The following is an 18,199-nucleotide window of genomic DNA, read 5'->3' as shown; positions in this document are numbered from 1 at the left end:
AAACCGTCGCCAAGATGTCATTAAAGAGCTGTATGCCAAAAGGTCAATCGGGCTTGCATCGTCTTGGTTCCGGGGGCTATCCCCAAATCAACAGCAAAAGGATATCTCATGCGACCCTCAGGACGAGAATTGAATAAAATGCGTGCCGTCTCTATCGAGACCGGATTCACCAAACACGCCGAGGGCTCCTGCCTGATCAAAATGGGCGATACCCATGTGCTGTGCACCGCCACCATCGAAGACCGCGTGCCGCCGTTCATCAAAGGCACCGGCCTGGGTTGGGTCACCGCCGAATACGGCATGCTGCCCCGCGCCACCAACACTCGCATGCGCCGTGAGGCTTCCTCGGGCAAGCAGGGCGGTCGAACTGTTGAAATCCAGCGCCTGATCGGTCGGGCTTTGCGGGCCGGCGTGGATCGCGTCGCCTTGGGTGAGCGCCAGATCACCGTCGACTGCGATGTTCTGCAGGCCGACGGCGGCACCCGCTGCGCCTCGATCACCGGTGGCTGGGTGGCGCTGCGCCTGGCTGTGAACAAGCTGATGAAAGCCGGCGATGTGCAAATTGATCCGCTGATGGACCCTGTCGCGGCAGTGTCCTGCGGCATCTATGCCGGCCAGCCGGTTCTGGATCTCGACTATCCCGAAGATTCCGAGGCCGGCGTCGACGGCAATTTCATCATGACTGGCTCCGGCAAGTTGATCGAAGTCCAGATGTCAGCCGAAGGCTCTGTCTTCTCCCGCGATCAGATGAACCAGCTGATGGATCTGGCCGCCCAAGGCACGTCCGAACTCGCCGAAATGCAGAAGGCCGCCTGCAAATGACCCGCAAACTGGAAGGCGGCAAGTTACTTGTCGCCACCCACAACAAGGGCAAGCTGGCCGAGATCTCTGAGATTCTCGCGCCGTTTGGTGTCAGCGTGGTCGGCGCCGGCGAAATGGATCTGCCGGAACCGGAAGAAACCGAAGACACCTTTGTCGGCAACGCCCGCATCAAGGCGCATGCAGCGGCCAAGGCCACCGGCCTCCCTGCCCTGTCGGATGACTCCGGCATCACCATCGACGCGCTGAACGGTGCCCCCGGTGTCTACACCGCCGACTGGGCCGAAACCCCCAATGGCCGCGACTTCAAGATGGCGATGACGCGTGCCAACGACGAATTGAACGCAGCCAGTGCCGTCGCCCCCCGGACTGCCCAGTTCCGCTGCACTCTGGTCATCGCCTGGCCAGACGGCCATGACGAAGTCTTCGAAGGCGTGATGCCCGGCCAGCTGGTCTGGCCAATCCGCGGCGAACACGGCTTTGGCTACGACCCGATGTTCCAGCCTGACGGGTTTGACATCACTTGCGCCGAAATGGACCCGGCGGAGAAGAACAAGATCAGCCACCGCGGCAAGGCAGTGGCCCAGTTCATCCAGGGCTGTTTCGGTGGATGACTGGCGCAATGGGGGTTTTGGCCTCTATGTACATTGGCCCTACTGCCAAGCCAAATGCCCCTATTGCGACTTCAACAGTCATGTCTCTGCAAAAATAGACCAGAACCTGTGGGTTAGAGCCTATTTATCTGAACTTGATAGACTCTCGGAACAGCTGTCCGGCCGGGTTCTGAACTCGATTTTCTTCGGCGGCGGCACCCCATCCCTGATGTTGCCCGAAACAGTGTCTGCCATTATCGAACGGGCACGTGAAATCTGGCCCTTTGCCAATGACATAGAGATCTCTCTTGAAGCAAACCCCGGCTCTGTCGAAGCTGGGCGTTTTGCGGGTTACCGCGATGCCGGGGTCAATAGGATCTCCATGGGCATTCAGGCAATGAACGATGAAGATCTGCGTCGGCTCGGACGCATCCACAGTGTTTCCGAGGCAAAATCCGCCTTTGACATCGCCCGCAACTGTTTCGACCGGGTAAGCTTTGACCTGATCTATGCCCGTCAGGGCCAGACCCTCGATGCTTGGCAGAAAGAGCTGCGCGAAGCTCTATCAATGGCCATCGACCACTTGTCGCTCTACCAGCTTACGATCGAGGATGGCACCGCTTTTGGCGATCGATACGCTCGCGGTAAGCTGCGCAATCTTCCGACCGATGACACCGCCGCCGACATGTATCTTGCCACACAAGAGATCTGTGCCGAATTCGGTATGTACGGCTATGAGGTTTCCAACCATGCCAAACCCGGTTCGGAATCCCGCCACAACCTGATCTATTGGCGTTATGGCGACTACGCTGGCATCGGTCCCGGCGCCCATGGTCGCCTTACCCTGGACGGCACCAGGTTTGCGACTGAAACCCATCTCTCTCCCGGTGCATGGCTACAAGCCGCCGGCGGGGGCAATGGCGAATCCCTGCGAGAACCCCTGCTAGCAGAAGATGCTGCGGCAGAATACTTGATGATGGGGATGCGCCTTTCTGAAGGCCTGAATATGGTACGTTTTTCTCAACTTGCCGGCCGGGATCTTCATAAAAACCGACTGGATGACCTTGTACAGATGGGCATGGTCACTATCTCGGATCAAAGGTTACGCGCAACCGATCAGGGCCGCGCGGTATTGAATGCGGTTCTCCGCAATCTGTTGATGGATTAGAACAATGCGTTTCCTCTACGCCGGCCTTGGACTATTCTTTGTGGCCTTGGCTGTGGTCGGCATTGTTCTTCCTCTTGTTCCAACTGTACCTTTCCTGCTTCTTGCGGCCTTCTGTTTTGCAAACTCTTCAGATCGCCTGCACAACTGGATTCTGGCGCATAATACCTTTGGCCCGATGATCACTGATTGGCGTGACCAAGGCGCTATCCGGCCAAACGCAAAAAAGGCGGCAACCCTTTCGATTGCCGCCGTCTTTGGACTATCTCTATTGATCGGCGTACCAGCCTATGTCCTGGGTATACAGGCCATCGTATTGTCGGCAGTCCTGACCTTTATCTGGACTCGCCCTAACGGCTAAGTAAATTGCACAATTCGTCCAATTGGTCCAAGTCTGCATAGCTGATCGTGAGCGATCCGCTTTCTCCGCCAGGCTTGTGATCAATCGACACTTTCATCTTCAGCATTGCCGAAAGATCCCCTTCCAACGCACGGGTATCCGCGTCCTTTTCAACCGCCTTTTTGGGTTTCTTCGTCGAAGAAGTCTGAATCCCTGCCGCGTCTTTCTTTACCAATGCCTCGGTGGCACGAACAGACAATCCACCTTGCACGATCTTTTTTGCCAATCCAGAAGCATTGTCAGAAGTGATCAAAGCCCGGGCATGGCCTGCCGAAAGTTTACGTTCCTGAACCAGTATCTGCACATCATCAGGCAAATGCAGAAGCCGGACAAGGTTTGCAATATGACTGCGGCTTTTACCAAGCGCTTCTGCCATCTTCTCCTGAGTATGCCCGAACTTTTCCATCAGCTGTTTGTAGCTCTGCGCCTCTTCCATTGCGTTGAGGTCAGAGCGCTGGATGTTCTCGATGATGGCAACTTCCATCATTTCGAGATCAGAATAGTCCCGGATCAATACAGGAACTTCATGCAATTGCGCAGCCTGAGAGGCTCTCCAGCGCCTTTCACCCGCGACAATCTCATATTGGCCGCCCGGTCGTGGCCGCACGATCAGAGGCTGAAGAACCCCTTTCTCTTTGATAGAAGCCGTCAGGTCATCCAGGTCTTCCTGCAAAAACTGTCGGCGCGGCTGGTTGGGGTTGGCCACGACATTTTCGATCGGCACCATTATCTCTGCATTTCGCGGAGCTTCTGCCTGCGTACTCACCGGCGCAGGGTTCACATCTGCCATCAACGCCGACAGTCCCCGGCCCAGCCCGCGTGGTTTCGTCTTTTTGTCTGCCATGGTTGCCTCCGGTAGGTACTCTGCATTTAGGCCGCTATCTTGTTATGCTTATTGATGATTTCTTCCGCCAAGGCACGATACGCCTGTGCGCCCAGCGAGTTGGTGTCATAGTTCAGGACCGGAAGCGCATATGAGGGAGCTTCGCTCACCCTTACATTGCGCGGGATTTTGGTTTGAAAAACCAGATCACCCAGATTGTCTCGCGCATCCTGTTCTACCTGCTGAGATAGATTATTCCGCCGATCAAACATGGTTAAAACAATCCCTTCAATGCGAAGGTTTTGATTCGCAGACTGTCGCACTTCCCGAATTGTCAGCATCAGCTGTGTAACCCCTTCCAGTGCAAAAAACTCACTCTGCAAGGGAACCAGAACGGAATGTGCGGCAACCATGGCGTTTACGGTCAAGAGGTTTAACGACGGCGGACAATCAATCAAGACATAGTCCCAATCATATTCATCCATCGCGGTCTGCCGAAGCGCATCGTGCAGAAGAAAACTGCGCTTTTCATTGGTGAACAGTTCAATGTCCGCAGAGCTGAGATCCACAGTGGCCGGAATTATGCATAAATCTTCGATTTCCGTCTGACGGATAACATCTTCCAAAGACGCGTCCTCAACCAAGAGATCATAAGTGGTCAAGTCACGATCAGATGCCTCGATCCCAAGACCTGTTGAAGCATTACCTTGCGGGTCCAGATCCACCACCATGACCCGTAGACCACATTCAACCAAAGCCGCGGCCAGGTTTATGGCCGTTGTTGTCTTCCCCACCCCACCTTTCTGATTTGCGACCGCGATGATACGAGGCCCCTCTGGGCGGGAAAAATCAGACACGTTCTACTCCTCTGATTTTCAGGATTACTGCTTCTGGTTCTGTCAAACTTTTAGCCGGCTCTGCCTCGAACCGCCATCTCTGCCGCGCGTTATCCACTTCTTTTTTCCAGTTCTCTCCTTTTGGAAATAAGGCGACACCACCATCGGAAAGATGACGTTCCGCAAATCCAAGGAGATCTGACAAATCAGCAAGCGCACGAGCGGACAAAACATCCGCCTGCTGTGGTGCAACTGCTTCAATACGTTCGGACAAAACCGTAACAGAAGCACCGCATTCCCGCGCTGCTGAGCGCAAAAAAGCTGACTTACGCTGATCGCTTTCGATAAGCGTGACTTTCATCTCAGGCGCCTCATCAACGGCCAGAAGCGCCACAATCAAACCAGGGAACCCTCCCCCGCTACCGATATCGACCCAAGAGTCAGGAGCATCAACACAGCGGAACACTTGAACTGAATCAGCGATGTGTCTTGACCAAACATGTTCAAGACTGGCTCGGGAAACCAGATTGATCTTTGGATTCCACTTTCGCAATATGCTAACAAAGATCTCTAGACGATCTAATGTTTCACGTGAAACATTGAGCGTCTCAAGAATCCCTCGGCCGCTCATGCGGTTTTCTCCTGATTCGAATTCCGCTTACGGAGCCGCGCCAGGATCAGAGCCAACGCCGCAGGCGTAATCCCATCGATTCTCGCAGCCTGTGCCAAGGTTTCCGGACGAGCGTGCTCCAGCTTTTGCTGCAACTCTTTCGACAACCCATCAATCCCAGAAAACACGAATCCATCAGGTATCCGGTGGCCTTCATCTCGTTTTAGTACAGAAATTTCCCGCTCTTGACGTGCAATGTAGTTGGCGTAAAGCGCGTCTTTTTCCATTTGACGCCGTATTCCGTCTTGGACACCAGACAATTCTGGCATCAAACCTACCACATCCTCAAAGCAAACATCGGGAAATGCCAGAACATCAAGACCAGTCCTACGGTTTCCATCTTGATTCACTCGGATACCTACCCCGGAAATTTGTTTTGGGGTAAATGTCTGCGAATCCAGGACCTGCCTCGCCGCGGAAAGTTGATTACTTTTCTCCAAGAAGGAGATCTTTCGCTCCTCTCCAGCACAGCCAAGTTCGATTGCTAAGGGGGTCAACCGTTGATCTGCATTGTCTGCCCGCAATGAAAGTCGGAACTCAGCTCTTGAAGTGAACATACGATAGGGTTCAGTCACACCATTCGTTGTCAAATCATCGACCATAACACCGATATAACTGCTTGACCGGCTGAATGTTACCGGCTCCTCACCCTTGGCGCGCCGCGCCGCGTTGAGACCTGCAACAAGCCCTTGGGCGGCCGCTTCTTCATATCCCGTAGTGCCATTTATCTGCCCTGCAAGATACAGACCAGGGACATTCTTGAGTGATAGATCCAGTTGCAACGCGCGTGGGTCAACATAATCATATTCAATCGCATAACCAGGTTGCAAAATGACTGCTCGCTCCAGACCATAGATCGACTGAACGTACTCTTCTTGCACTTCCACCGGAAGACTGGTGGAGACACCGTTTGGATAAACAGTGTGGTCCTCTACGCCTTCTGGTTCCAGAAATATCTGATGTGATTCTTTGTCAGAAAACCGGACAATTTTATCTTCTATCGACGGGCAATACCTGGGTCCAACTCCGTCAATGTGTCCGCCATACATGGCGGATCTCTCCAGATTTTTCCGAATGATGTCATGGGTCTTGGGATTTGTATGCGTAATTCCACAAGACAACTGCTTGGCGCTCACAGATCCTGTCATAAACGAAAAGAAAACTGGATCTTCATCACCCGGCTGCGTGCCCAAGATATCCCAATTGATTGTACGCCCATCCAGCCTAGGCGGTGTACCTGTTTTCAGCCGGCCGAGAGGTAACTCAAAACTATCAAGACGTTCAGCCAGCTTCACTGAAGGCTTATCGCCCATCCTCCCGCCTGGCTTTGAGACATCACCAATATGAATGACGCCGCGCAGGAATGTCCCGGATGTCAAGACAACTGCCTTGGCTGTCAGCTCACTCCCATCTGCCAAAATCACGCCAGTGACGACGCCAGAGCTCATCAAAAAGTCAGTCACTTCGCCTTCGATGACATCCAGGTTACACTGCCCTTCTGTCAGTTTCAGCATTTCACTTTGATAGATTTTTCTATCGGACTGGGCCCTAGGTCCTTGGACAGCAGGCCCTTTTCTACGGTTGAGAAGACGAAACTGGATACCAGCCAAGTCAGCAACCCGACCCATGACACCATCCATAGCATCGATCTCGCGTACAAGATGGCCTTTCCCCAAGCCGCCAATAGCCGGATTGCAAGACATAACGCCAATACCGCTGCGTGTCAGCGTCACCAGTACTGTTGACGAGCCCATCCGCGCAGAAGCATGTGCCGCTTCTGTACCGGCATGGCCTCCACCAACAACAATGACGTCATAAGCTGAATGTTTCACGTGAAACACTCCTTCATTTCCCTAGGCAAAAACTCGAAAAAATTTCATCTAGGAGATTCTCCACACCAATACGGCCTACCAGCATTTCCAAAGCCCGAATTGCTGACCGCATCTCTTCTGCAGCTATATCATAAAACTCCGGCCCCTGCTGCAGGATGCCTTGTGCTTCTTTCAAGCTGCGCAATGCAGACAGCATTGCATCCCGATGCCGTGCTCGGGTCGCAATCCCGGCCTGAGCCGAACGGTTCTGCAGTACAACCGTGACATGGTCGACCAATCGATCAATTCCATATCCAGATTGGCCGGAAATAGCATTCTCTCTGTCATCCCGTTGATCCGCTTTCGGTCGCAGGCAAATATCACCTGGCCGCATGTCAACATCCAGGATCTCTTCATCCTCGGCCAGAAAGACACGCAAGTCTGCTTCCTCAGCCCGCTTTCGCGCCAGAGCGATCCCTAAGCCTTCGACATGATCTTCGGTCTCACGCAGACCTGCTGTATCAAGAAGTGTGACAGGCAGACCGGCAAGATCCATACGAACTTCGATAATGTCGCGGGTGGTGCCAGCGTATTCGGAAGTAAGAGCTGCCTCGCGGCCGGCAAGCGCGTTCAGCAAAGTTGACTTACCTACATTGGGCGCTCCGACAATGGCCACTTCGAAACCATTGCGAATCCGTTCGGCAATTTTGATACCGTCGGTTTCTTTTTCAAGGCCGGCCTGAACTTCGGTCAGCAACGCGGTGACTTCCGGCGTAACGTCGACGGGCACTTCTTCGTCCGCAAAATCGATGGTAACTTCGATGAGAGAGGCCGCCCGGATCAGATTGGCACGCCAGATTTCAGCCAGCTTCCCCAGTCCGCCGGCAAGGATTACCTGTGCCTGCTTGCGCTGCGCTTCGGTTTCGGCATCGATCAGATCAGCCAAGCCTTCGACTTGGGCCAGGTCCAAATTTCCATTTTCCAAAGCCCGGCGCGTGAATTCGCCTGGCTGTGCCATCCTCAGCCCATCGATTCGACTCAGCGATTCAAGCACGGCAGAGATTACGGCCGTGCTTCCATGTGTTTGAAATTCAACAGTATTTTCACCAGTGAAGCTGTTTGGTGCTGAAAAGGACAGAACCAAAGCCTCATCCAGGTGCTCACCTGATTCGTCGCGCAAATTCCGCAGACAGGCACGCCGGGCAGGCATTTCTCCGCCGCAAAGCTGCGCGCCGGCATCCAATGCTAACGGACCGGAGACGCGGATTACCGCAACCCCGGCCTTCCCTTGGGGGGAGGCCAGCGCAAAGATCGTGTCCATGGAATGGCCCTTCTCTCTCGCCGGCCCGGATCAGGTGTTCATCGAGTCGAAGAACTCAGAGTTCGACTTGGTCTGCTTCAGCTTCGACAGAAGGAACTCGATTGCATCTGTCGTACCCATCGGATTCAGGATCCGGCGCAGAACAAAGGTCTTGGCCAGATCGATCTTGTCGACCAGAAGATCCTCTTTCCGGGTGCCGGATTTGAGGATATCGATTGCCGGGAACACGCGCTTGTCGGCAATCTTGCGGTCCAGCACGATTTCCGAGTTACCGGTGCCTTTGAATTCTTCAAAGATCACCTCGTCCATACGCGAGCCGGTGTCGATCAGCGCCGTTGCGATGATGGTGAGCGAACCACCCTCTTCGATGTTCCGCGCAGCACCAAAGAAGCGCTTCGGGCGCTGCAGTGCGTTTGCATCAACCCCACCGGTCAGAACTTTACCAGATGATGGCACCACGGTGTTAAAGGCCCTACCAAGTCTTGTGATGGAGTCGAGAAGAATCACAACATCTCGCTTATGTTCGACCAGACGCTTAGCTTTCTCGATGACCATTTCCGAAACCGCAACGTGGCGGGTGGCTGGCTCATCAAAGGTGGAGGAGACAACTTCGCCCTTCACCGAGCGCTGCATGTCGGTCACCTCTTCCGGGCGCTCGTCGATCAACAGAACAATCAGATAGCACTCCGGGTGGTTCTTTTCGATCGAATGCGCAATGTTCTGCAGGATCACGGTTTTGCCGGTCCGCGGCGGTGCGACGATCAGCGAACGCTGACCTTTACCGATCGGGGCAACAAGGTCGATCACCCGGGCGGAACGATCCTTGATGGTCGGATCTTCGATTTCCATCTTCAGCCGCTCATCCGGATAGAGCGGCGTCAGGTTATCGAATGCAATCTTGTGGCGCGCCTTCTCAGGCTCTTCAAAGTTGATCTTGGTAACATTGGTCAGCGCAAAGTAACGTTCGGTCTCCAATGGCGCCTTGATCTGGCCTTCCACCGTGTCACCGGTGCGCAGTGAATACTGGCGGATCATGTCAGGGGAAACATAGATATCGTCCGGACCCGGCAAGTAGTTTGCCTCTGGTGAACGAAGGAAGCCAAAGCCATCCTGCAGCACTTCCAGCACCCCGTCGCCGGCAATGTCCCATCCCTCGTCTGCGCGTTCACGCAGGATCTGGAACATCATCTCGCCCTTACGCATGGTCGAGGCGTTTTCGATCTCCAGCTCTTCCGCCATGGACAGCAGAGCCTTGGGGCTTTTTGCCTTGAGATCAGCGAGATTCAGGGATTGCTCGGTCATATATACGGCCTCTACTCCCCCGTTTATTCAGGGGGTCGGTCTGACGACAGGAATGGAAAACACGGCATACCCGGACGGGCCCGCTGAGAGCCATACATAGGGAGTCGTTTCAGACGAGTCAAACGCCGGCTGCACGTGTTCCGGGGCTGCTAGGCCCGTTTCTGAGCCTCTGCGTCAGAATTTGAAGATAACCGAGATCACAATCACCAGCATCAGGACGGTAGGCACCTCGTTCATCATCCGAAACTGCCGCCCGGTGCACATGTTTCGACCTTCCTTGAAGTCGCGATAGCGGAACAGCAGCCAATGATGGAACCAGGTCATGGCAATCACTGATACGCCCTTGGTCCAAGGCCAGATGGAGCTCCAGTCGACAATCCCCGGCGTCAGCACAATGAGCAGCCCTGCAGCCCAGGACACATACATCGCCGGACGCATGATGATCCTAAGAAGCTTCTCCTCCATTTGGAGGAAGATTGGCACTGCTTCCTGGACCTTCTCTGCCTGCTCCACATGATACACAAACAAACGGGGAAGATAGAAAAGACCGGCCATCCAGCTGAGAACTGCCATGATGTGCAGTGACTTTGCATATGGGTAGAGCGTGAACATGACATTGCTCAGGTCCATGAGCGGTTCTCCCCGGTCTGGTCTGATCACCCTAATAATTAAGAAAGTATTAGAAGGATGATGTTTTTGTAGTGTGCATGGATTTCAGTGGATAAATGACTCTTCCTCCGCTTATCCCCAGCAAGGATAAGATACCAGCTGGGATGGGACAGGAAACGTTGATATTTTCTTAACGCCTTAGAAATAAGGAATGTTAAGAATGTGTTTACCTTTCCAGCCTTGGGGATAACACCGGGAAGATCCGGGGAAAGCCGGCATATCCACGAACAAAAAGTTATCCTGACTCACAAGGGACGACTCAGCCGACAGAATCCTGAGATTTCAGTCAACCCCTGGAGTCTTTACTTGAGCGTGGAAAACCATACAAAACGTCCTGAAATGATCTGCGTCTTTCCCACGGGGTTTTCCACATGACTGCCCACATAGTTTTGGCATCCGGTTCTGAAATACGGGCGCATCTGCTGCGTCAGGCCGGTATTGAATTTGTCACTGACGTGCCGCGTCTGGACGAGGATGCGATCAAGGCTGCGCTTTTGTCCGAACAGGCTTCGCCGCGGGACATTGCGGATGCCCTGGCTGAAGCCAAGGCCTGCAAGATTAGTGGCAAGCACCCGGGCAAGCTCGTACTGGGATGTGATCAGGTGCTCGATTTTGAAGGTAAAATCATCTCCAAACCTGTCAGCGCCGCAGAGGCCGCCGATCAGCTTAAGCAGATGTGCGGAAAACGCCATATGTTGTTGTCTGCGGCGGTGATCTATCGCGATGGGGAACCCATCTGGCGACATGTTGGTCAGGTCCGGCTGATGATGCGGAAATCTTCGAACACATATATAGATGACTATGTGTCCCGGAACTGGGAAAGCATCCGGCATGCAGTGGGCGCATACAAGCTGGAAGAAGAGGGCGTGCGGTTGTTTGCCAGCATTGACGGCAGTTACTTTAATGTCTTGGGATTGCCGCTGATGGAGCTTATCAGTTACCTGGGTTTGCAAGGGGTGATCGAGCAATGACAGAAGCAAAAATCCCGCTGGCCGGCGTGATCGGCTGCCCTGTGGCGCATTCCAAATCCCCTCAGCTTCACCAGCATTGGCTGAAAACACATGGCATCGCCGGCCACTATGTTCCTATGCATGTGGAGCCGGAGAACCTGGCCGAGACCATTCAGGCAATGCCGAAAATGGGGTTTGTTGGAGCTAATGTCACCATCCCTCATAAAGAGGCGGTGATGAAGATTGCCGACACGGTGACAGACAGGGCCAAGCTGATAGGAGCCGCCAATACGTTGATCTTCCGTCAGGACGGCACTGTCTTGGCAGATAATACAGATGGCTACGGTTTCATTACGAACCTGCATCAAGGCGCGCCCAATTGGGATCCCAAGTCCGGGCCGGCGGTTGTTCTGGGGGCTGGCGGTGCTTGCCGGGCGGTTGTTGCCTCCTTGCTGGAGGCAGGCGTGCCAGAAATCCTGCTTACCAACCGGACACGCGACCGGGCGGATCAGCTGCAGAAGGATTTTGGCAGCCGCATTAAAGTCCTGGAATGGGTTCAGGCTGGCAACGCAATTGAGGATGGCGCGCTGATCGTGAACACCACGTCACTTGGAATGGTGGGCAAGCCACGCTTGCGCGTACCGCTTGACGGTCTGCGTCCAGACGCTGTTGTCACCGACCTCGTCTATGCGCCTCTGAAAACCGATTTGCTGCAAACCGCTGAGGATGCGGGCTGCACTGTTGTTGACGGGCTGGGCATGCTTTTGCATCAGGCAGTGCCCGGATTTGAACGTTGGTTCGGTCTCCGACCCGAAGTTGACGCAGGCACGCGCGAGGCTGTGCTCGCATGAGCTTCTGCCTTGGCCTCACCGGTTCAATCGGCATGGGGAAAAGCACTACCGCCAAAATGTTTGCAGCCCGAGAATGTGCAGTCTGGGATGCAGATGCAGCTGTTCACAGGCTTTATGGCAAAGGCGGTGCAGCGGTGCAGCCGATGCAGTCTGTCTTTCCAGAGGCGATAGCAAACGGTGAAATCAGCCGGGCTAGGTTAAAGCAGATTATTGGCCAGGACCCGGAAGCGCTGAAGCGGATCGAGGCGATTGTTCATCCACTGGTCGCCCAGGACCGGGCAGAATTTCGTGCGTCGGCACAGAGTGACATCCTTGTTTTCGACATTCCCCTGTTGTTTGAAACCGGAGGCGACGCGGAAATGGATGCAGTCGCCTGTGTGAGCGTCGATGCGGAAACCCAACAGGAGCGGGTTCTTGCCCGAGGGTCGATGACGTTTGAACAATTCCGTCATATTCTGCAGAAGCAGATGCCGATTGAGCAAAAAATCGCCCGTTCCGACTATGTGATCGAAACCGACACTTTGGAACATGCAGAGGCGCAAGTGGCGCAAGTCCTCGCAGATATCAGGAGCAAGCTGGCCGATGCGTGAAATCGTTCTCGATACCGAAACCACTGGTTTTGATCCGTTTTCCGGGGACCGGATTGTCGAAATCGGCGCAGTGGAACTGTTCAATCACATGCCGACCGGGAAAACGTTTCACAAGTATATGAACCCGGAACGCTCGATGCCGGCAGAGGCGTTTTCAGTACATGGTATCGGTCCGGATCTGCTGGAACCGCCGCAAAAACCGGAACCCGGTGCTGTGACGCTTCGGGATAAACCTGTGTTTGCCAAAATCGGGCAACAGTTTCTGGACTTTGTGCAGGACTCCAAGCTGATCATTCACAACGCCAGCTTTGATATGAAGTTCTTGAATGCAGAACTCGGCTGGATGGGACTGCCAAAGCTGCCGATGGATCAGGCAATCGATACACTGGCCATGGCGCGGCAGCGGTTTCCGGGATCACCGGCGACACTGGATGCGCTTTGCCGCCGTTTCAGCATTGATAACTCGAACCGGACCCTGCACGGCGCTCTGCTCGACTCCGAGATCCTGGCAGATGTCTATCTGGAGCTGATAGGCGGGCGCCAGCCGGACTTTGGTCTGTCTACACAAACGGCCTCAAAAGGGAATGGACAGGTAGAAGAAGATTGGCGCCCTGCCCCACGCCAAACACCGCTGCCACCGCGGATCACGGCTGACGAACTGGCCGCACATGAGGCATTTGTCGGGGAAATGGGCGATGATGCTTTGTGGAAAGCCACCTGAGGCTAGGGTGGTCTAATTCAATAAAAAAACGCCGCTGAATGTCAGCGGCGTTTTCTGATCCAGTATTCGGTTGAATTACTGTGTGGGTGCAGCTTCAGCCGCTTCCGTCTGGCGGCGGGCCAGTTCATTGCGGTAGATCGCTACAAAGTCGATATTGTCCAGGTTCAGCGGCGGGAAGCCGCCGTCGCGGGTCACGTCGGACACGATGCGGCGCAGGAATGGGAAGGTCATGCGCGGGCATTCAATCAGCAGGAACGGATGCAGCTGGTCTTCCGGCACGCCAACGATGTTGAACACACCGACATATTCCAGTTCCAGAACGAACAGAACGTCGCCGCCTTCTTTGTTCTTGGATTCAACGGTCAGCTTGGTGATGACTTCATACTGGTTTTCAGCAGAGCGCTTTTTTGCGTCCAGGTTGACCTGCACGCCGACATCAGGCTGAACTTCGCCGCCGGTGCCTTTTTGCGCCATCACGTTTTCGAATGACATATCACGGATGAACTGGCCCAGGATGTTCATCTGCACTTGGGGCTGCTGCGCTTCGCCGTTTTCGGCCATCTGGATACTCCTGAAAATAAGCTTTGAGCTGTGCTTAACAGCTTGGTCCGGGTATCTCAACGGGGGCCGTCAACCCAGCCTGATGGGCCTTTGGGACGTTCCCGCTGGGTCACATCTTCGTAATCACCATCGATGATGTCATCCGGTTTTCCGGCTGTGCCGGGATAGTGGCGGCCATGCATGCTGCCCGGTCCCATCTGGAACTGAGCCATTGTCATACGGGCGCGCAGATAGCGATACACTGCCAGCCGCACCGGCGGCATCAGCAGGGCAAAGCCAAAGGCATCTGTAAAGAAACCCGGTGTCAGCAGCAAAGCGCCGGCAAATAGGATCATTGCGCCATGGGCCAGAGGCTCTGCAGGGTCGTTCAACTGCTGAAAAGACGATCTCAGCTGTCCCATCGCCATGCGTCCCTGTGTTTTGACCAGCCAGGTGCCGATAACTGCGGTCAGAACCACAATGGCCAGAGTCGGCCACAGCCCAATGACACCCCCCACCTGAATAAACAGAGCGATTTCTATGATGGGAACCATCAGAAAGGCCAGGAAAAGATACATTAGGGTTTCCTTGAGATCATACGCTGCAGCGGTAGACTTGCTCCCGCCCGTCACCTACATAAGACCTGATCGCTTTGGTTTCAAACCAAGCACGAACGCCTAGTATGAGGTATCCATGGAGTCGCCTGTGATTCAGCTTTTGGTTCTGGCCGGTATTGCCGTGTTTCTGATCCTGCGCTTGAAAAGCGTGCTCGGAACACGCGAAGGTTTTGAAAAGCCGCCGGTGCCGCAATCCGAAGCACGCGGCCGCCGCCCCGATCTGGAAGTGATCGACGGCGGCCCCGACCGGGACATCACCGATTACGTAGAGGATGGCAGCCCGCAGGCGCGGGCGCTGGCAGAGATGAAGCGGGTTGAACCTTCGTTCCATGTGCAGGAATTCGTCCAGGGTGCCCGTGGCGCCTACGAGATGATCCTGATGGGGTTTGAGCATGGCCACCTGGATGAAATTCAGCCCTTTCTAGCAGAAGATGTGTTCGACAGTTTCGTGGAAGCTGTTGCACAGCGCGAGGATCAGGGCTTGAAGATCGAAGCCGAGTTCATCGGTGTGCGTGAAACCACTTTGGCAGACGCACAGTTTGATGCACAGTCAGGCCGGGCTGAGATTACCATGCGGTTTGTAGGGGAGTTGACCTCTGTCGTGCGCGACCGTGGCGGCGATATAGTTGAGGGAGATCCCAAAGCCGTGAAGCGCCAGAAGGACACTTGGGTTTTTGCCCGCGCCATGGGCGCAGATGATCCTAATTGGCAGCTTGTCGCGACGGACGCATGATTGCCGCTCTTCGGGGTGTTCTTGGGGCAGCTGCAATTGCAGGTGCCGCAATGACCGCTTCCGGGGCGCAGTCTGAAACTATGTCCAGCATTCTGGAATTCTCCCAGCTTGATGGCTGGGCCGAGGATGATCACGCTGCAGCCTTGGAGGTCTTTCTGGGGACCTGCCAGGACTTAAAAGACCCCGACTGGGCGGCTCTATGTAACGCTGCCCGGTCCCAGTCTCCTGATGGGGCAAGAGCGTTTTTCGAACTCTTTTTCCGCCCAGTTTTGATCGAAGATGGCAAACCTGCTTTGTTCACCGGCTACTTTGAGCCCGAACTCAGCGGTTCCCGCTACCCGTCCGGCCGGTTCCAGCATCCGGTTTACAAAATGCCGCCAGAGGCACGGGGGGCCGGCCAATGGCTGCCGCGCCGGGACATTCTGACCAGCGGCGTGATGCAGGGCCGTGGCCTGGAAATTGCCTGGGTCGATGACCCGGTGGAGCTTTTTTTCCTGCAAATCCAGGGGTCGGGCCGCATCCGCTTGCCTGACGGGTCGACCATCCGGGTCGGCTATGGCGGCGCCAACGGGCACGAATACAAATCCATCGGTCGCGAACTGGTGCGCCGCGGCATCTACAATGTCCATCAGGTAAGCGCACAGGTGATCAAATCCTGGGTGCGGCGAAACCCGGTAGACGGCAAGGAACTGCTGTTTCACAACCCGTCCTATGTGTTCTTCCGGGAAGTTCACAGGGTTGCCGCCTCCAAGGGGCCGCTTGGCGCGATGAACCGGTCTGTCACACCGATGCGCACCATTGCAGCTGATCCGGCCTACACACCGCTGGGCGCACCGGTCTGGGTGGAAAAGGACGGGCATATGCCGTTGCGCAGGCTGATGGTGGCGCAGGACACTGGCTCTGCCATCAAAGGGGCGCAGCGCGCCGATATTTTTGTTGGTACCGGTGACGCAGCCGGTGAAACCGCTGGCACAATGAAAGATCCAGGCCGGATGGTGGTTCTGCTGCCGATCCAGCGAGCCTATGCGATGCTGCCGGAAGAAATCTAATATGACACGGCGCAAACTGACAGGAGAAGAAATCGATCTTTGGCACAAGGTCGTGAAACACACGGAACGTTTGCAGCCGGGTGCGCATTCTTCACCGCCAGCTGCGCCGATGCCGAAACCCAAGCCGGTCAAGCAGCCAGAGCCGCGACTGGCCGCGTTTGAGCTGGGCAGCCGTGCCAAACCAAAGCCTGCAAAACATGATCTGAAACCATCGATCGCCCGCAGCCTGTCCAGTGATCCCCTGCAAATGGACGAAAAGGCATTTCGCCGGATGAAACGGGGCAAGATCAGACCGGAAGGGAAGCTGGATCTGCATGGGATGCGGATCGACACGGCACACCCGGCTCTGACCCGTTTCATCCTGTCGGCACAGGCATCGGGCAAACGGTTGGTTCTGGTGGTAACAGGGAAGGGCAAGGACCGGGATGAACCGGGTCCGATGCCAGTGCCGCGCGGCGTGTTGCGCCACAAGGTTCCGCAATGGCTGGCGTTGCCGCCGCTGGCTCAGGCCGTATTGCAGGTGACACCCGCTCATATCAGCCACGGCGGAGAAGGTGCCTATTACGTTTTCCTCAGGCGTTTTCGCTGAAACCTGTCACCTGTTGCTGGACGGCGGGCCTGACAGCGCCACAGCTACAGCACTGTCTCGGACTACGATCTGTCCCGGCAGGATTCTTCGGAAACCGTCCTGGTTTTTCTCAAACGCTTTTGTTGTTTCGCGGGCACCTTTCAACAACGCCAATAGCGCCGGAGATGTTGCCGCAACAAAATGCTGCGATTCAGCTTCATCAGAGAAAGCCGTGGTATCGACAACTTCGACGGGGTAGTCGCTGATATCTTCTATGCTGTTCAAATTACCGAGCCGTGCGCGGCCATGAAGACCCCTCAGCCGCTGCGACAGGGTCAGGATATTGTCCTTTTGCGATACAAATATTGCAAACGGCTGCGGAACCTCGGCAAAGCGCTCCATCTGTGATTTGAACACATCAACATCAAGGTCAGGCGACATCAGCACAACACCGCCCAGATTGCGCGCCGACCAGCCTGGTGTTTTGATTTCAATCTGGCGCAGGGATTCCATCGTCAGAAGCCCTCCCATGGAATGCGCCACCACGACAATCCGGCCAGCCCCGGAAGAGCGCAGCTGGCGCAGAAGCAGTTCCAGCCCATCGCGGGCAAACAATACGCTGTCGCCATCATAGGCATAGCCAAGCGCCTTGCCTTTGCTGGGCCAGGAATAGATGACCGTTGCGCCCGGAATACTAAGGTCATGTGACAGCTGGGCGGCCCGGAACGCGGTTTCCGCCTGGGTGGAATTGAAGCCATGGACAAACACGGTGACATCCTGCTCGCCGGCAGGAAACTCTTTCAGTTCCTGCCGCAGTCTGGAGGAAAAGGCGGCCTCACCTTCAAAACTCCTGCGCCCGGCCATGGTGAACTCGGTGACCGGGTCCGGGTTCCCATAGCCGAATTTCAGGGAACCGGGCTGATGCTTGGGGGGAATAGATACTGTCAATTCCAGAAAGCTGATCCCGTCGGCCCGTTCAGATCCAAACCTGCCGTCCTGCAAAGAATCTCGGTTGGTGGCGGCAAAGATCGTTTTCGACGTGCCGACGGTCAAGGCTTCCGGAACTGTCGGCGAAAAAGATCTGTCCGTGCAGCCAGCCAGAGCAAACAGGAGAATAATCCAAACCGCGTGCAGGCCTTGCATGATCTTTGCCCCCAATACTTAAATAACG

Annotated in this window: 21 protein-coding genes; 11 read left to right on the top strand and 10 right to left on the bottom strand. The window is 55.2% G+C overall.

The window, feature by feature from the left end; translation table 11 throughout:
* The first annotated feature begins 108 nt into the window (after positions 1 to 108).
* The 4 genes from rph to ACP151_RS01955 are packed head-to-tail and all read left to right on the top strand — an operon-like array spanning position 109 to position 2,938.
* Positions 109 to 822 carry a ribonuclease PH gene (rph, locus tag ACP151_RS01970; protein WP_424977162.1) on the top strand — a complete coding sequence of 238 codons (714 nt, stop codon included), beginning with the start codon at positions 109 to 111 and terminating at the stop codon, positions 820 to 822.
* Positions 819 to 1,433: an RdgB/HAM1 family non-canonical purine NTP pyrophosphatase gene (gene rdgB, locus ACP151_RS01965; protein ID WP_424977161.1), complete on the top strand. Its 615-nt coding sequence runs from the start codon at positions 819 to 821 to the stop codon at positions 1,431 to 1,433. Before rph ends, rdgB begins: the two co-directional genes overlap by 4 nt.
* The gene (gene hemW, locus ACP151_RS01960) at positions 1,426 to 2,580 is read left to right on the top strand and encodes a radical SAM family heme chaperone HemW (protein ID WP_424977160.1); all 1,155 of its coding nucleotides are present in this window, start codon (positions 1,426 to 1,428) and stop codon (positions 2,578 to 2,580) included. The genes rdgB and hemW overlap by 8 nt, the downstream gene beginning before the upstream one ends.
* A gap of 4 nt (positions 2,581 to 2,584) precedes the next feature.
* Positions 2,585 to 2,938: a YbaN family protein gene (locus ACP151_RS01955; protein ID WP_424977159.1), complete on the top strand. Its 354-nt coding sequence runs from the start codon at positions 2,585 to 2,587 to the stop codon at positions 2,936 to 2,938.
* Here ACP151_RS01955 and ACP151_RS01950 read toward each other — a convergent pair.
* The 7 genes from ACP151_RS01950 to ACP151_RS01920 all read right to left on the bottom strand — a co-directional run bounded on the left by ACP151_RS01950 (position 2,928) and on the right by ACP151_RS01920 (position 10,370).
* Complete coding sequence (locus tag ACP151_RS01950) at positions 2,928 to 3,821, bottom strand: ParB/RepB/Spo0J family partition protein (protein WP_424977158.1); 894 nt, start codon at positions 3,819 to 3,821, stop codon at positions 2,928 to 2,930. The two genes, ACP151_RS01955 and ACP151_RS01950, sit on opposite strands and share 11 nt — an antisense overlap.
* Before the next feature lie 26 nt (positions 3,822 to 3,847).
* Positions 3,848 to 4,657 carry a ParA family protein gene (locus tag ACP151_RS01945; RefSeq protein WP_424977157.1) on the bottom strand — a complete coding sequence of 270 codons (810 nt, stop codon included), beginning with the start codon at positions 4,655 to 4,657 and terminating at the stop codon, positions 3,848 to 3,850.
* Positions 4,650 to 5,267: a 16S rRNA (guanine(527)-N(7))-methyltransferase RsmG gene (rsmG, locus tag ACP151_RS01940; RefSeq protein ID WP_424977156.1), complete on the bottom strand. Its 618-nt coding sequence runs from the start codon at positions 5,265 to 5,267 to the stop codon at positions 4,650 to 4,652. Before rsmG ends, ACP151_RS01945 begins: the two co-directional genes overlap by 8 nt.
* A complete protein-coding gene (gene mnmG, locus ACP151_RS01935) occupies positions 5,264 to 7,138 on the bottom strand; it encodes a tRNA uridine-5-carboxymethylaminomethyl(34) synthesis enzyme MnmG (protein WP_424977155.1) in 1,875 nt (624 codons plus the stop codon). The genes rsmG and mnmG overlap by 4 nt, the downstream gene beginning before the upstream one ends.
* Before the next feature lie 13 nt (positions 7,139 to 7,151).
* Positions 7,152 to 8,438, bottom strand: a complete 1,287-nt coding sequence (gene mnmE, locus ACP151_RS01930; RefSeq protein WP_424977154.1) for a tRNA uridine-5-carboxymethylaminomethyl(34) synthesis GTPase MnmE — start codon at positions 8,436 to 8,438, stop codon at positions 7,152 to 7,154.
* Between the two features lie 30 nt (positions 8,439 to 8,468).
* Positions 8,469 to 9,740 carry a transcription termination factor Rho gene (gene rho, locus ACP151_RS01925; RefSeq protein WP_424977152.1) on the bottom strand — a complete coding sequence of 424 codons (1,272 nt, stop codon included), beginning with the start codon at positions 9,738 to 9,740 and terminating at the stop codon, positions 8,469 to 8,471.
* Between the two features lie 174 nt (positions 9,741 to 9,914).
* A complete protein-coding gene (locus ACP151_RS01920; protein ID WP_424977151.1) occupies positions 9,915 to 10,370 on the bottom strand; it encodes a CopD family protein in 456 nt (151 codons plus the stop codon).
* A 410-nt stretch (positions 10,371 to 10,780) separates the two neighbouring features.
* Here ACP151_RS01920 and ACP151_RS01915 point away from each other — a divergent pair, with 410 nt between their 5' ends.
* Genes ACP151_RS01915 through dnaQ form a run of 4 tightly spaced genes read left to right on the top strand, consistent with a single transcriptional unit; the run spans position 10,781 to position 13,521 of the window.
* Complete coding sequence (locus ACP151_RS01915) at positions 10,781 to 11,380, top strand: Maf family protein (RefSeq protein ID WP_424977150.1); 600 nt, start codon at positions 10,781 to 10,783, stop codon at positions 11,378 to 11,380.
* Positions 11,377 to 12,210, top strand: coding sequence for a shikimate dehydrogenase (locus ACP151_RS01910; RefSeq protein WP_424977148.1), 834 nt, complete (start codon positions 11,377 to 11,379; stop codon positions 12,208 to 12,210). Before ACP151_RS01915 ends, ACP151_RS01910 begins: the two co-directional genes overlap by 4 nt.
* The gene (gene coaE, locus ACP151_RS01905; protein ID WP_424977147.1) at positions 12,207 to 12,800 is read left to right on the top strand and encodes a dephospho-CoA kinase; all 594 of its coding nucleotides are present in this window, start codon (positions 12,207 to 12,209) and stop codon (positions 12,798 to 12,800) included. Before ACP151_RS01910 ends, coaE begins: the two co-directional genes overlap by 4 nt.
* The gene (gene dnaQ / locus ACP151_RS01900) at positions 12,793 to 13,521 is read left to right on the top strand and encodes a DNA polymerase III subunit epsilon (RefSeq protein WP_424977146.1); all 729 of its coding nucleotides are present in this window, start codon (positions 12,793 to 12,795) and stop codon (positions 13,519 to 13,521) included. The genes coaE and dnaQ overlap by 8 nt, the downstream gene beginning before the upstream one ends.
* A gap of 75 nt (positions 13,522 to 13,596) precedes the next feature.
* On the opposite strand, the gene secB is transcribed toward dnaQ, so the two are convergent.
* Positions 13,597 to 14,082 carry a protein-export chaperone SecB gene (gene secB, locus ACP151_RS01895; protein ID WP_424977145.1) on the bottom strand — a complete coding sequence of 162 codons (486 nt, stop codon included), beginning with the start codon at positions 14,080 to 14,082 and terminating at the stop codon, positions 13,597 to 13,599.
* A gap of 56 nt (positions 14,083 to 14,138) precedes the next feature.
* Entirely contained in the window at positions 14,139 to 14,639 is a 501-nt protein-coding gene (locus ACP151_RS01890) for an FxsA family protein (RefSeq protein ID WP_424977144.1), read from the bottom strand.
* 115 nt (positions 14,640 to 14,754) lie between these two features.
* Between ACP151_RS01890 and ACP151_RS01885 the strand changes: the two genes are divergently transcribed.
* The 3 genes from ACP151_RS01885 to ACP151_RS01875 are packed head-to-tail and all read left to right on the top strand — an operon-like array spanning position 14,755 to position 17,049.
* On the top strand, positions 14,755 to 15,411 hold the full coding sequence (locus tag ACP151_RS01885; protein ID WP_424977143.1) for a Tim44/TimA family putative adaptor protein: 657 nt from the start codon (positions 14,755 to 14,757) through the stop codon (positions 15,409 to 15,411).
* Positions 15,408 to 16,460 carry a murein transglycosylase A gene (locus ACP151_RS01880; protein ID WP_424977142.1) on the top strand — a complete coding sequence of 351 codons (1,053 nt, stop codon included), beginning with the start codon at positions 15,408 to 15,410 and terminating at the stop codon, positions 16,458 to 16,460. Before ACP151_RS01885 ends, ACP151_RS01880 begins: the two co-directional genes overlap by 4 nt.
* 1 nt (position 16,461) lies before the next feature.
* Positions 16,462 to 17,049 carry a Smr/MutS family protein gene (locus ACP151_RS01875; protein WP_424977141.1) on the top strand — a complete coding sequence of 196 codons (588 nt, stop codon included), beginning with the start codon at positions 16,462 to 16,464 and terminating at the stop codon, positions 17,047 to 17,049.
* A gap of 6 nt (positions 17,050 to 17,055) precedes the next feature.
* On the opposite strand, the gene ACP151_RS01870 is transcribed toward ACP151_RS01875, so the two are convergent.
* Entirely contained in the window at positions 17,056 to 18,171 is a 1,116-nt protein-coding gene (locus ACP151_RS01870) for an alpha/beta hydrolase (protein WP_424977140.1), read from the bottom strand.
* Between the last annotated feature and the right edge of the window lie 28 nt (positions 18,172 to 18,199).

The organism is Leisingera sp. S232 (assembly GCF_049800895.1).
GTDB lineage: Bacteria > Pseudomonadota > Alphaproteobacteria > Rhodobacterales > Rhodobacteraceae > Leisingera.
This window is presented reverse-complemented; position numbering and strand designations above follow the sequence as displayed.

Coding starts and splice junctions, on each gene's coding strand:
- rph (WP_424977162.1), top strand. CDS start 109: ATGCGACCCTCAGGACGAGAATTGAATAAAATGCGTGCCGTCTCTATC.
- rdgB (WP_424977161.1), top strand. CDS start 819: ATGACCCGCAAACTGGAAGGCGGCAAGTTACTTGTCGCCACCCACAAC.
- ACP151_RS01955 (WP_424977159.1), top strand. CDS start 2,585: ATGCGTTTCCTCTACGCCGGCCTTGGACTATTCTTTGTGGCCTTGGCT.
- ACP151_RS01950 (WP_424977158.1), bottom strand. CDS start 3,821: ATGGCAGACAAAAAGACGAAACCACGCGGGCTGGGCCGGGGACTGTCG.
- rsmG (WP_424977156.1), bottom strand. CDS start 5,267: ATGAGCGGCCGAGGGATTCTTGAGACGCTCAATGTTTCACGTGAAACA.
- mnmE (WP_424977154.1), bottom strand. CDS start 8,438: ATGGACACGATCTTTGCGCTGGCCTCCCCCCAAGGGAAGGCCGGGGTT.
- rho (WP_424977152.1), bottom strand. CDS start 9,740: ATGACCGAGCAATCCCTGAATCTCGCTGATCTCAAGGCAAAAAGCCCC.
- ACP151_RS01920 (WP_424977151.1), bottom strand. CDS start 10,370: ATGGACCTGAGCAATGTCATGTTCACGCTCTACCCATATGCAAAGTCA.
- ACP151_RS01915 (WP_424977150.1), top strand. CDS start 10,781: ATGACTGCCCACATAGTTTTGGCATCCGGTTCTGAAATACGGGCGCAT.
- ACP151_RS01910 (WP_424977148.1), top strand. CDS start 11,377: ATGACAGAAGCAAAAATCCCGCTGGCCGGCGTGATCGGCTGCCCTGTG.
- coaE (WP_424977147.1), top strand. CDS start 12,207: ATGAGCTTCTGCCTTGGCCTCACCGGTTCAATCGGCATGGGGAAAAGC.
- dnaQ (WP_424977146.1), top strand. CDS start 12,793: ATGCGTGAAATCGTTCTCGATACCGAAACCACTGGTTTTGATCCGTTT.
- secB (WP_424977145.1), bottom strand. CDS start 14,082: ATGGCCGAAAACGGCGAAGCGCAGCAGCCCCAAGTGCAGATGAACATC.
- ACP151_RS01890 (WP_424977144.1), bottom strand. CDS start 14,639: ATGTATCTTTTCCTGGCCTTTCTGATGGTTCCCATCATAGAAATCGCT.
- ACP151_RS01885 (WP_424977143.1), top strand. CDS start 14,755: ATGGAGTCGCCTGTGATTCAGCTTTTGGTTCTGGCCGGTATTGCCGTG.
- ACP151_RS01880 (WP_424977142.1), top strand. CDS start 15,408: ATGATTGCCGCTCTTCGGGGTGTTCTTGGGGCAGCTGCAATTGCAGGT.
- ACP151_RS01875 (WP_424977141.1), top strand. CDS start 16,462: ATGACACGGCGCAAACTGACAGGAGAAGAAATCGATCTTTGGCACAAG.
- ACP151_RS01870 (WP_424977140.1), bottom strand. CDS start 18,171: ATGCAAGGCCTGCACGCGGTTTGGATTATTCTCCTGTTTGCTCTGGCT.